Origin of the sequence: Actinomadura montaniterrae, assembly GCF_008923365.1 — a bacterium.
In the GTDB taxonomy this organism is placed as follows: Bacteria; Actinomycetota; Actinomycetes; order Streptosporangiales; family Streptosporangiaceae; genus Spirillospora; species Spirillospora montaniterrae.
The window spans coordinates 1-12,013 of record NZ_WBMR01000263.1; the positions used below are offsets into that span (position 1 = coordinate 1).

The following is a 12,013-nucleotide window of genomic DNA, read 5'->3' on the forward strand; positions in this document are numbered from 1 at the left end:
GGCTGCGAGAGTGCGCGGTGCAGCCGCCGCTCGCGGTGCTGCGGCGGTGGGAGACCTCGCCGAAGGGCCTGGACGAGGCGGAGGCGCAGGAGCGGCTGCTGCGGTTCGAGGACGGGCCGCGGCGCCGGGCGCGGCGGCTGGGCGGGGCGGTCGCGGCGCCGTTCGCGGTGGTGCTGGCCTTCCTCGCGCTCGTGTCGGCGCTGACGGGGGACGTGCGGGGCGCGATCCTGATCTGCGCGCTGGCGGTGTTCAGCGGGGCGATGCGGTACCGGCAGGAGGCGCGGTCGGGGCGCGCGGCGGCGGCGTTGCGGACGATGGTGACGACGACGGCGACGGTGCTGCGGCGGGCGCGGCCGGGGGCGGAGCCGGTGGCCAGGGAGGTGCCGGTCGACCAGGTGGTGCCGGGCGACGTGGTGCTGCTCGGCCCGGGCGACGTGGTCCCGGCCGACCTAAGGCTGCTGAACTCGGTGGACCTGGAGATCAACCAGGCGATGCTGACCGGGGAGTCGCTGCCGGCGGGCAAGCACGCGGCGTGGACGGACGCGCCGGAGGGCCGTCCGGGCGATCTGTTCGACCATCCGCGGCTGTGCTTCATGGGGACCACGGTGGTCAGCGGCACCGGCACGGCGGTGGCGGTCGCGACCGGCGCGCGGACGTACTTCGGGGCGGCGAACCGGGAGCGGCCGGGGCGCGGGACGGAGACGGCGTTCGACCGGGGCGTGCGGGTGGTGTCGTGGACGCTGGTCGCGGCGATGCTGGCGGCGCTGCCCGCGGTGGTGGCGGTCGCGGGGGTGCTGCGCGGCGACTGGTACCACGCGCTGCTGCTGGCGATCGCGGTGGCGGTCGCGGCGACGCCGGAGATGCTGCCGCTGGTGGTGACGGCGCTGCTGGTGCGGGGCGCGAAGGGGCTGGCGGGCCGGCAGGTGATCGTCAAGCGGCTGCCGGCGGTGCACGACCTCGGCGCGATGGACACGCTGTGCGTGGACAAGACGGGCACGCTGACCGAGGAGCACGTGGCGCCGGCGTGCCATCTCGATCCGTCCGGCCGGACGGATCCGGAGGTGCTGCGGTGGGCGCGGGTGAACGCGCTGTGGTCGGTGGAGCTGGCGGGGCGGCTCGTCGGCGACGCGATCGACGAGGCGCTGCTGCAGGACGCGGGGAACCTGGGCGGCCCGTCCGGCGTGGCCGCGATCCCGTTCGACTACGCGCGGCGGCGCGCGACCGTCCTGCTCGAAGGCGGGCGGCTGGTGGTGAAGGGGGCGGTGGAGGACGTCCTGAACCTGTGCACGGCCGCCGGTGACCGGGTGCTGGACGCGGAGGAGCGCGCGCGGCTGCTGCGGCTGGACGACCGGTGGGCGGCGGACGGGGTGCGGCTGCTCGCGGTGGCGGTGGGGACGCGGACGCGCGGCGGCCCGCTCACCCCGGCGGACGAGCAGGACCTGACGCTGGCGGGGTTCGTCGGGTTCCGGGACCGGCTGGATCCGGCGGCGCCGGCGGCGGTGCGGGGGCTGCGGCGGCGCGGCGTCGCGCTGGTGATGATCACGGGCGACCATCCGCTGGTGGCGCGGCGGATCTGCCGGGACGCGGGGATCGCGGTGTCGGGGGTGGTGCTCGGCCGCGAGGCGGTCGACCTGGACGACGCGGAGCTGGCGCGGCTGGCGGGCGCGGGGACGCTGTTCGCGCGGGTGGGGCCGCCGCAGAAGGCGCGGATCGTGCGGGCGCTGCAGCAGGCGGGCCGGACGGTCGGGTATCTCGGCGACGGGGTGAACGACGCGCCGGCGCTGCGGGCGGCGGACGTCGGGATCACCGTGCGGGGCGCGGCGGACCTGGCCCGGGAGTCGGCGGACGTGGTGCTGGTCCGCCCGGATCTGCGCCTGCTGGAGCAGGCGATCGTGGCGGGCCGCCGGACGTTCGCGAACACGGTGAAGTACGTGAAGATCGCGCTGACGTCGAACGTGGGGAACGTGGTGTCGCTGCTGGCGGCGAGCGCGATGCTGCCGTTCCTGCCGATGCTGCCGCTGCAGGTGCTGGTGCAGAACGTCTGCTTCGACCTGTCGCAGCTGGCGCTGGTGCGGGACCGGGTGGACGAGGCGCAGATCCGGAGCCCGCGGACGTTCGACGTCCGGGACCTGGCGCGGTTCGTGGCGTGCCTCGGGCCGGTCGGGGCGCTGTTCGACCTGGCGGCGCTGGCGCTGTTCTGGTGGCTGCTGGACGCGCACGGCGGCGCGGCGGGGCGGGAGCTGCTGCGGTCCGGCTGGTTCGCGGAGAACCTGATCGCGCAGGGCCTGGCGATGCTGCTGCTGCGCCGGCGGGGCCGCGACGGGCCGCGGGCGGGGCGGACGATCGTCGCGACCGCCGCGGCGCTCGGGCTGTCGGGGCTGCTGCTGCCGTTCACGCCGCTCGGCGGGGTCCTGCGGCTGGAGCCGCTGCCGTTCGAGGCGGTCCCGATCCTGGCGGGCGTGATGACCGGGTACGTCCTCGCGACGGTCGCGGCGCGGCACGTCTACCAGCGCGTTTTCGGCAAATGGCTCTGACGCCCTTGTCAGCGGCGGGTCCCTGCGGTCAGCTGGAATGCGGGAGGCGACGATGACCGAGGGGAAGGGCACGGCGGGGCCTTCGGGCCTGGAGGCGGCGCGCTGGTGGGCGCGGATGATGCGCGACCCGATGGACGCCTACGGGGCGCTGTTCCGCCGGTACGGCGACGCGGTGCGGCTCCCGCGCGACCGGCGGCGGTCGCTGTTCCTGCTGTCGCGGCCGGAGCACGCCGAGCACGTCCTCGTCGCGAAGCAGGACAACTACGTCAAGGCGTTCACGTACCGGCCGCTGCGGGTCTTCCTCGGTGACGGGCTGCTGACGAGCGAGGGCGAGACGTGGCGGCGGCACCGGCGGCTCGTGCAGCCGGTCTTCGCGCAGCGCCATCTCGCCGCGTTCGCGCCGGGAATGGCGGGGGTCGCGGCGCGGGCGGTCGCGCGGTGGCCGGACGGCGTGACGCTCGACGCCGCCGCGCACATGCGCCGGGTGACGCTGGACATCGTCGGGCGGGTGCTGTTCGGCAGCGACCTCGCGGCCGAGTCCGACGCGACCGGGCGGGCGCTCGCGGACCTGCAGCGCAGCGCCGTGATCGGCCTCGGCGCGACGTTCCTCGGCGACGCGGGGCTGCGGCGGGCGTTCCGGCTGGTGCCGGGCGCGCAGCGGGCGGGCGCGCAGCTCGACGGGATGGTCCTGCGGGTGATCGAGGAGCGCCGCGCGGCGGGCCCCGGCGGCGAACCGGACCTGCTGGACCTGCTGATGCGGGACGGCGACCCGCCGCTGTCGGACGCGGAGCTGCGCGACGAGGTGCTGACGCTGCTGCTCGCCGGGCACGAGACGACCGCGGCGGCGCTGACCTGGACGCTGATCCTTCTGTCGCGGTATCCGGCGGCGCGCGACCGGCTGGAGGCGGAGGTCGACGACGTCCTCGGCGGCCGGGATCCCGCCGCCGGGGCCCTGGACGCTGGGGCCCTGGAGGCCGGCGACCTGGACGTGGCCGATCTGGACGTGGCCGATCTGGACGTGGCCGATCTGGACCGGCTGCCGTGGACGCGGGCCGTCCTGTCGGAGTCGATGCGGCTCTGCCCGCCCGCGTGGACGATCGAGCGGGACGCGGTCGCCGACGACGACGTCGCGGGCGCGGAGGTGACGGCGGGTTCGACGGTGGCGATCTCGCCCTACCTGCTGCACCGGAACCCGGACCTGTGGCCGGATCCGGAGGGGTTCCGCCCGGAGCGGTTCCTCGGCGAGCAGGACCGTCCGCGCCACGCGTACCTGCCGTTCGGCGGCGGCCGGCGGATCTGCGTCGGGGCGGGCTTCGCGATGATGGAGGCGGTTCTGGTGCTGGCCCTGATCAGCCGGTCCGTGCGGCTGGACCTGGCGCCGGGCGTCGCCGTCCCGTCGCGGGCGGAGGTGACGCTGCGTCCGGCGCGCCCGGTGCCGATGCGGGTGTCGCGGAGGTGACCCCCGGGCCAAGCTAACTGGACGGCAAATCGAAAAGGGGTCTTGGCAAAAGACGGCGGCGCCTCTACATTCCGGGAGCGGCGGTAAGCGGGTGCTTGCCGCGTCCACCCCGGGAGGCCCCTGTGAAGAGCCCGTTCACCCGACGTCCGGCGCGGGCGGCCCGGCGCGGCCTGGCCGCCGCCGCGCTCGCGTCGCTGCTCGGCACCGCCGCCGTCGCGGCACCGGCCCAGGCCCACGCTCAGGCCCAGGCCGCTGACAAGATCCCGGTCGGCGACGTCGGGACGTCCCTGGTGAACTTCTTCAACAGCCCCGACGCGGTCGCCGGCGCCAACGACTGGAACTGCAAGCCGAGCGCCGAGCACCCGACCCCGGTCGTCCTCGTCCACGCCACGTTCGTGAATCTCGGCACCAACTGGAGCGTGCTGTCGCCGATGCTGGCGAACGAGGGCTACTGCGTCTTCGGCTTCAACTACGGCATGACGCAGCTGTCGTTCGACCGGATCGGCGGGCTCGGCGACATCGCCGAATCCGCGAAGACCCTCGACGCGTTCGTCGACAAGGTCCTCGCCGCGACCGGCGCGCAGAAGGTCGACCTCGTCGGGCACTCCCAGGGCGGGATGATGCCGAACTACTTCATCAAGCGGCTCGGCGGCGCCGCCAAGGTCCGCACGTTCGTCGCGCTGGCGCCCAGCAACCACGGGACGACCATCGACGGCGTCCTCGACCTCGGCAAGGCGCTCAACCTGCTCGGCTTCGCCAACCAGACGCTCACCGAGGCGGGCGCGCCCGGGCTCGTCCAGCAGGAGCAGGGCTCGGACTTCCAGAACGCCCTGTTCGGCGACGGCGACACCGTCCCCGGGCCCCGGTACGTCGTCATCGAGACCAAGAACGACATCGTCGTCACCCCGTACACGAACGCGTGGCTGAAGGGGGACGGCGTCACGAACATCCTCGTCCAGGACCAGTGCCCGGACGACTATGTCGGCCATGTCGGGATGTTCAACGACAGCCCGGTCATGCAGGACGTCCTTAACCAGCTCGGGGCGAACACCCCCGGCTTCAAGCCGGCGTGCGAGGGCTACGGCCTGCCGCTGTAACCGGTCACTCCGGCTTCCGCGGCCTCGGCGCCGGGATGTGGAAAAGGTCGGCGAGCCTGCGGACCGCCGCGGTGTCCCCGGACACCGCGGCGCTGCCGTCCTCGATCGCCGCCCCCAGCGACGACCGGCCCGACGCCATCGCGATCAGCACGTCCTCGCTCATCGCGACGGACGCGTCGGGCCGCTGCGCCGGGCCGTGCACCATCTGGACCGACCCGTCGTCGACGGCCGCGTGGAACACCTCGTCCTCCACGCGGAACTCGTACACCAGGTGCAGCCCGGCCGACGCCTCCGGCACGAAGCAGGCCTCCAGGCCGAGCACCGCCCACCCCGGATGGAACGTCTCGCCGTCGCGCCGCTCGCCGAGCGCCCACCTCATGCCCCAGCGCGCCAGCGCCAGCACCGCCGGGCCCAGTTCCTCGCCCGCCTCGGTCAGCGCGTACGCGGAGGTCCGGGCGGGCGGCGGCAGCGTGACCTTCCGCGCGAGCCCCTCCCGTTCGAGGTGCTTCAGCCGCGCCGCGAGCAGCCCGGTGCCGAGCCCGCGCAGGCTCGCCTGCAGGTCGCCGAAGCGTTTCGGGCCGGTCAGCAGCTCGCGGATCAGCAGCAGCGTCCAGCGCTCGCCGACGAGGTCGAGGGTCCGCGCCGTCGCGCAGTACTGGTTGTAGGTCCGCTGCTCCACCGCATCACTCTAAGCGCCCGCCTCGAGGATCAGCCGGGCCAGGGCGCCGGGCCGGGTGAGCATCACGTCGTGCGGGCCGTCGATCGGGACCGCCGGGTACCCGATGGCCTTGGCGCACTGCTCGAACGGGTACACGCTCGGCCGGCACAGGATCGCGGTGCCCGGGATCCGGTCGGCGGCGCCGGTGAGGCGGGTCGGCTCCTCGAACGTGCGGGCCGGCTGCGGGCGCAACCGCTCGGCGAGCCACGCCGCGTCGTCCGGGTCGTCGATGCCGACGGCCGCGGGCGGCGGGGCCGCGATCAGCCCATCGGACGTGCGGTCCCGCAGCGCCTGGACGAACGGGGCGGGCGCGAGGTCGTACAGGCTCGTCCCGTCGGCCCCGGCCCAGCCGTCGACCAGGACCAGGCGGCGGACGCGGTCCGGCCGGCGGTCGGCGGCCTCCCGGACGACCAGCCCCGCATAGCTGTGCCCGACCAGCACGACGTCGCAGTCCTCGACGCCGTCGAGCGCCGCGACGACCTCGTCCGTGTGGTCGTGGAGGCCGGCGTCTCCTTCGCCGAGCGCCGGGGCGAGGGTGCGGGCACCGGCGTCGTGCAGGAACGGGACGACCCGGTCCCAGGCCCAGGGGCCGTGCCAGGCGCCGGCGACGAGGACGAACGTGGTCATGAGCGGACCTCCGCGGAAACGAGGGGACGGACGCGGCCGGCGAACTCCTCCAGGGCGGCCCCGTGGTCGCCGGTCGCGAAACGGACCACGATGTGGCGGGCGCCCGCCGCGACGTACGCGTTCAACCAGGCGGCGGCGTCCTCGGGCGTCCCGGCGAACATCGCCTGGATGGAGGCGATGAACTCCAGCGGCGCGTTGTAGTAGCGCTCGATGCTCTTACGGAGCCTCTCCCGCGCGCGCTCGGGGTCGTCGTCCAGGCAGAACGTCGCGTACAGGGCAGGGGTGACCGGGCGCTGAGCCGTCTCCCGGATTGTCGCGGCCTCCTTCGCGTAGACGCCGTGCTCGGGCGGGTACGGCAGCCAGCCGTCCGCGACGCGGGCGACCCGGCGCAGCGCGGGCCCGCCGCCGGCGAGCCAGACCGGCGGGCCTCCCGGACGGGCCGGAGGCGGGGCGACGCTCACGTCCTCGAACGCGAAGTGCTCGCCCTTGAACGAGACGGCCTCCCCGGTCCAGAGCAGCCGCATCGCCTCGATCGACTCCTCCAGCCTGCGGCCCCGGGTCGCGAAGTCGACGCCGAGCGCGGTGAACTGCGCGCGGGTGGCGTCGGTCGGGAAGCCCGCGCCCATCCCCGCGATCACCCGTCCGCCGCTGAGCCGGTCGAGGGTGCCGAGCTGGTGCGCGAGCAGGATCGGGTGGCGCAGCGCGGGCAGCAGCACCGCGGTGCCGAGCTCCACGCGGCGCGTGGCCTGCGCCACGGCCGCCAGGACGAGCAGCGGGTCCGCGCGCTGCCGCGTGATGGGGCTGTCGCCCGCCCAGACCGAGTCGTAGCCGAGCGCCTCGGCGCGCACCGCGTACTCGATGAGGCGGTGCGGCGCGTGCTCGCCCGACACCGCCTGGTCGCGCGTCGGCAGCAGGTAGCCGAACCGTGTCTCCGTCATGGATCACCTCCGGTGGTCGTTCCGGTGGTGATCCTATGACCAATGCTTCTTATTTTTGAAGTAGTTGGTTCTAACTCAGGAAGTTCGATGGCTCCGGGCACGCACCAGCGGGAGGAACAGCTCGTCGACGATCTCGGCCAACACCTCGTCCGGCACCGGGCGGTCCGTGAGCAGCATCTCGTGGCGGACGAGGTCAGCCGGCATCTTCGCCAGCCGCGGCGTCACCGCCCCGGGCGCGACCTCGCCGCGGTCGGCGGCGCGGCGCAGGATGACCGACATCGCGTCCGGGATCACCTCGAACGTGTCCGGATCGAGCGCGTGCGCCTCCGCCATCAGGCCGTGGACCAGGTCGGGCCCGAACTCGCCGAACCGCCGCGCCATGTACCGCAGGACCGCCAGGACGTCCCCGCGCAGGCTCCCGGTGTCGGGCACGTCGTCCGCGATTGAGGAGTACCGGTACCGCAGCGCGGCCAGGACGAGGTCGGGCCGGCTGGCCCACCGGCGGTAGATGACCTGCTTGCCCGTCCGTGCGCGCGCCGCGACGTTCTCGATGGTCAGGCCCGCGTAGCCGGACGCGTCGAGCTCCTCCCAGGTCGCGTCCAGGATCGCCGTCTCCAGCGCCTCCCCGCGCCGCCGTGCCTTCACCTCGCCGGTCACGCCGCTCCTCCCGAGACCTTTAAGAGACCTTGCGTCTCTTGTTGTGCGCAGCCTACACTCCAGGCCCTTAGAGACGTGTCGTCTCTTAATGGAGGATCGCATGACCACCGGCACCCGCGCCGCGCCCGAACGACTCGACCCCGCCCTGCTCAAGCTCGCCGGAATCCTCGTCACCGGCGCCCTCGCCCCGCTGCTCGACAGCACGATCGTCAACGTCGCGATCGGACGGCTCGGCCGCGACCTGCACGCGCCGGTCGCCGAGATCCAGTGGACGATCACCGCCTACCTGCTGGCCCTCGCCATGGCGATCCCGCTCACCGGCTGGGCCGAGGGCCGCTTCGGTGCCCGCCGCGTCTGGCTGCTCTCCCTCGGCCTGTTCCTGCTCGGCTCGGTGCTGTGCGGGCTCGCCTGGAACGTCGCCTCGCTGATCGCCTTCCGGGTCGTGCAGGGCATCGGCGGCGGGCTGATGATGCCGGTCATGCAGACGCTGCTGATGCGCGCCGCCGGCGGCCGGCAGATCGGCCGGCTGATGGCCGCGATCAGCATGCCCGCGCTGGTCGGGCCCATCCTCGGCCCCGTCGTCGGCGGTCTCGTCGCCGGCCACGCCGGCTGGCGGTGGATCTTCTACGTGAACGTGCCGGTCTGCCTCGCCGCGCTCCTCCTCGCCTGGCGCGGCCTCCCGCGCACCCCGCCGCGCGGCGGCACCCGGCCCGATGTCACCGGCATGCTCCTGCTGTCACCCGCCCTCGCCGCGATCATCTATGGCCTTTCGCAGGCGAACGGCGGGTTCGGGCACCCCTCCGTACTCGTCCCTCTTGGCGCCGGAGCCCTGCTGCTCGCCGCGTTCACCGTCCACGCCCTGCGCACGCCGTCCGAACCCGCCATCGACCTGCGGCTGTTCCGCCGCCGCAGGTTCGCCGCGTCCGCGGCCCTGCTGTTCCTGTCGGGGCTCTCGTTGTTCGGCGCGATGCTCCTGCTTCCGCTCTACTACCAGCAGGTCCGCGGGCACGGCGTGGTCGTCGCCGGCCTCCTGCTCGCCCCGCAGGGGCTCGGCAGCCTGCTCGTCCGCACCCGCCTCGGCGCCCTCACCGACCGGATCGGGCCCCGCCCCATCGTCCTCACCGGCCTCGCCCTGACCGTCCTCGGCACGCTCGCCTACGCCGAGGCCGGGCCGCACACCGGCGAATGGCTGCTCGGCGCGTCCCTGGTCGTTCGCGGGGCCGGGCTGGGCGGCGTCACCCTCGCCGTGATGACCGCCGCCTACCAGGGCCTCGGCCCGGACGAGATCCCGCACGCCAGCAGCGCCACCCGCATCATCGTGCAGGTCGGCGGCTCGTTCGGCGCCGCCGTCCTCGCCGTCGTCCTGCAGCACCAGACGTCCGGCGGCGCCGCGCCGTCCACCGCGTACGCGCACGCCTTCTGGTGGTCCCTCGCCTTCACCGCCCTCGCGTTCCCGCCGGCCCTCCTGCTTGGCCGGACCGGGCCAGTACCCGTTTCTGGCTAAGTGGGCACTGTGGCGGGTGAATCTTTGATCTCATAGAGCAGCGAAATCAGTACATAGAGTCACGTCGGGTCTAGGGGGGACTATGGTCGGGGACTCGAAGGTGTCGCGGGACGGGACCGGAAGGCGGGGGAGGACCGGCCCTCCCGGCCGCTACGTGCCGCTCGCGGAAGACCCGGGATTCGTGCAGCTCAGAAAGAGATTCCTGGTGGCGGCCGCAGGCGTCACGGCCGTCTTCTTCGGGTGGTACGGGGTGTACGTCGCGCTGTCGGCGTTCGCGCGGGGGTTCATGGCGCGGCAGGTCGCCGGGCACGTCAACGTGGCGCTGCTGCTCGGGCTGCTGCAGTTCGCGTCGACGTTCCTGCTGGCGTGGGCCTACGTCGCGTACGCGCGGCGGCGGCTGGACCCGCTCGCCGAGGACCTGCGGTCCCGGCACGCCGGAGACGGGGTGACCCGCTGATGCCGGCGCTCGACGGACGGGCCCTGACGTGCACGCTATTCGTGGCCTTCGTCCTCATCACCCTCGGCATCACGGTGTGGGCGCGCGCCAACACCAGCGGCGCCGACGACTTCTACGCCGGCGGGCGGACGTTCAACGGCGCCCAGAACGGGATCGCGCTGGCCGGCGACTACATGTCGGCGGCGTCGTTCCTCGGCATCGCGGGCCTCATCGCCCTGTCCGGATACGACGGGTTCCTGTACTCGATCGGGTTCCTGGTGGCGTGGCTGCTGACCCTGCTGCTGGTCGAGCTGATGCGCAACGCCGGACGGTTCACCATGGCGGACGTGCTGGCGCACCGCGTACGGCGGCAGCCGCCGGTGCGCCGCGCCGCGGTCGTGTCGACCGTGACCGTCTCGGTGTTCTACCTGCTCGCGCAGATGGTCGGGGCGGGCGCGCTGGTGTCGCTGCTGCTCGGCATCCACCGCGGCCGCGAGTTCCTCGGCATGTCCGCCGGCACCGCCCGGACCGCCACGATCGTCGTGGTCGGCGCGCTGATGATCTGCTACGTCATGTTCGGCGGGATGAAGGCGACCACCTGGGTGCAGATCATCAAGGCGGTGCTGCTGATGGCGGGGGCGCTGGTGCTGACCGGGCTGGTGCTCGCCCGGTTCGGCTTCGACCTCGGCTCGATGCTCGGGTCCGCCGCGCACGCCAGCGGGAAGGGCGAGGCGTTCCTGCGCCCCGGCCTGCGGTACGGCAAGGACGTGCCCGGCGACGCGTACCAGACGATCGTCAACAAGCTCGACTTCATCAGCCTGGCGATCGCGCTGCTGCTCGGCACGGCCGGCCTGCCGCACATCGTCACCCGCTTCTTCGCCGTCCCCGACGCGAAGGCCGCGCGGACGTCGGTGTCCTGGGCGATCGGCCTCGTCGGCGTGTTCTACCTGATGACGCTGGCGCTCGGGTTCGGCGCGGCGGCGCTCGTCGGGCGGAACGCGATCGTCGCGCAGGACCCGTCCGGCAACACCGCCGCGCCGCAGCTCGCGCAGGAGCTCGGCCGCCACCTCGGCGGGCGGGTCGGCGGCGACATCCTGCTCGCGTTCATCGGCGCGGTGGCGTTCGCGACGATCCTCGCGGTGGTGTCCGGGCTGGTGCTGGCCTCGTCGACGTCGCTCGCGCACGACTACTTCGGGCAGGTGCTGATGCTCGGCCGGCCGCGCGAGTCGCAGGAGGTCGCGGTCGCGCGGTTCGCCTCGTTCCTGGTCGGCTCCCTGGCGATCGTGCTGGCGGTGGTCGCGCGGAACCTGAACGTGGCGTTCCTCGTGGCGCTGGCGTTCGCGATCGCGGCGGCGTCGAACCTCCCGGCGATCGTGCTGACGCTGTTCTGGCGGCGGTTCAACTCGGCCGGGGTGACCGCGGGGATCTACGGCGGACTGATCAGCTCGCTGGTGCTGGTGTTCTTCTCGCCGGTCGTGTCGGGGAAGGTCGACCCGGTCACCGGCGAGAACCAGGCGCTGTTCCCCAAGGGCGTCGACTTCCACCTGTTCCCGCTGGAGAACCCCGGCATCGTGTCGATCCCGATCGGGTTCGCGTGCGCCGTCGCGGGGACGTTCCTCGGCCGGGAGAAGGCCGACCGGGCGCTGTACGACGACATGTCGGTGCGGGCGCTGACGGGTGCGGGCTCGCACTGAGCCGGGCGCCCGCCGCGCCCGCCGCCGAGGTGTCCGCGACGCGCCGGCGCGGTCGGGCTACCATTCCGTTCGGACCCCGGTTACCCGCCGGTAAGGGACGGCTGGTGGCGGCTCCGGGACGCGCGGTGACGCGCCGTCCCGGACCGTCCCCGAATGTGCCGCGCGCCCCGGCGCCCGGCACATCGCGTGGCAGAATGTCAGATCGCGCCGTGGACCACGGCGGACGGCCGAGGGGAGGTGCGGCGGCGTGTCCCATGCCGGTCGGCGCCGTGCCCCGCGCGACCGTCCGGCCGCGCGCCTGCGCTCCGCACTCCGCCCCGGCGTCGCGGCCCTGCGCCCGCGCATCGCC

10 protein-coding genes are annotated in these 12,013 nt (G+C 73.9%); 6 read left to right on the forward strand and 4 right to left on the reverse strand.

What is annotated here, in order from left to right; all coding sequences use genetic code 11:
• From mgtA to F9B16_RS44300, 3 genes are all read left to right on the forward strand, one after another.
• A partial coding sequence (gene mgtA / locus F9B16_RS44290; RefSeq protein ID WP_192809294.1) for a magnesium-translocating P-type ATPase occupies window positions 1–2,534 on the forward strand: 2,534 nt, incomplete at its 5' end.
• Window positions 2,535–2,586: 52 nt separating this feature from the next.
• The gene (locus tag F9B16_RS44295; RefSeq protein ID WP_192809295.1) at window positions 2,587–3,993 is read left to right on the forward strand and encodes a cytochrome P450; all 1,407 of its coding nucleotides are present in this window, start codon (window positions 2,587–2,589) and stop codon (window positions 3,991–3,993) included.
• Between the two features lie 122 nt (window positions 3,994–4,115).
• Complete coding sequence (locus F9B16_RS44300) at window positions 4,116–5,090, forward strand: esterase/lipase family protein (protein WP_225992489.1); 975 nt, start codon at window positions 4,116–4,118, stop codon at window positions 5,088–5,090.
• A gap of 4 nt (window positions 5,091–5,094) precedes the next feature.
• Here the strand turns inward: F9B16_RS44300 and F9B16_RS44305 are convergent, their stop codons facing one another.
• The 4 genes from F9B16_RS44305 to F9B16_RS44320 form a co-directional block, all read right to left on the reverse strand.
• Window positions 5,095–5,769 (reverse strand): winged helix-turn-helix transcriptional regulator, encoded by a 675-nt coding sequence (locus tag F9B16_RS44305; RefSeq protein ID WP_151546271.1) that lies wholly within the window; start codon window positions 5,767–5,769, stop codon window positions 5,095–5,097.
• 9 nt (window positions 5,770–5,778) lie between these two features.
• A complete protein-coding gene (locus F9B16_RS44310) occupies window positions 5,779–6,435 on the reverse strand; it encodes an alpha/beta fold hydrolase (RefSeq protein WP_151546272.1) in 657 nt (218 codons plus the stop codon).
• On the reverse strand, window positions 6,432–7,373 hold the full coding sequence (locus F9B16_RS44315) for an LLM class flavin-dependent oxidoreductase (RefSeq protein WP_151546273.1): 942 nt from the start codon (window positions 7,371–7,373) through the stop codon (window positions 6,432–6,434). Before F9B16_RS44315 ends, F9B16_RS44310 begins: the two co-directional genes overlap by 4 nt.
• 75 nt (window positions 7,374–7,448) lie before the next feature.
• Complete coding sequence (locus F9B16_RS44320) at window positions 7,449–8,030, reverse strand: TetR/AcrR family transcriptional regulator (RefSeq protein WP_225992490.1); 582 nt, start codon at window positions 8,028–8,030, stop codon at window positions 7,449–7,451.
• A 100-nt stretch (window positions 8,031–8,130) separates the two neighbouring features.
• Here F9B16_RS44320 and F9B16_RS44325 point away from each other — a divergent pair, with 100 nt between their 5' ends.
• The 3 genes from F9B16_RS44325 to F9B16_RS44335 all read left to right on the forward strand — a co-directional run bounded on the left by F9B16_RS44325 (window position 8,131) and on the right by F9B16_RS44335 (window position 11,664).
• Entirely contained in the window at window positions 8,131–9,534 is a 1,404-nt protein-coding gene (locus F9B16_RS44325; RefSeq protein ID WP_151546275.1) for an MDR family MFS transporter, read from the forward strand.
• Between the two features lie 205 nt (window positions 9,535–9,739).
• Entirely contained in the window at window positions 9,740–9,991 is a 252-nt protein-coding gene (locus F9B16_RS44330; RefSeq protein WP_404800592.1) for a DUF485 domain-containing protein, read from the forward strand.
• Entirely contained in the window at window positions 9,991–11,664 is a 1,674-nt protein-coding gene (locus F9B16_RS44335; protein ID WP_151546277.1) for a solute symporter family protein, read from the forward strand. The genes F9B16_RS44330 and F9B16_RS44335 overlap by 1 nt, the downstream gene beginning before the upstream one ends.
• Window positions 11,665–12,013: the final 349 nt, after the last annotated feature.

Excerpts from the sequence above, each read along its gene's own strand:
- F9B16_RS44295 (WP_192809295.1), top strand. The coding sequence starts at position 2,587 with ATGACCGAGGGGAAGGGCACGGCGGGGCCTTCGGGCCTGGAGGCGGCG.
- F9B16_RS44310 (WP_151546272.1), bottom strand. The coding sequence starts at position 6,435 with ATGACCACGTTCGTCCTCGTCGCCGGCGCCTGGCACGGCCCCTGGGCC.
- F9B16_RS44315 (WP_151546273.1), bottom strand. The coding sequence starts at position 7,373 with ATGACGGAGACACGGTTCGGCTACCTGCTGCCGACGCGCGACCAGGCG.
- F9B16_RS44325 (WP_151546275.1), top strand. The coding sequence starts at position 8,131 with ATGACCACCGGCACCCGCGCCGCGCCCGAACGACTCGACCCCGCCCTG.
- F9B16_RS44335 (WP_151546277.1), top strand. The coding sequence starts at position 9,991 with ATGCCGGCGCTCGACGGACGGGCCCTGACGTGCACGCTATTCGTGGCC.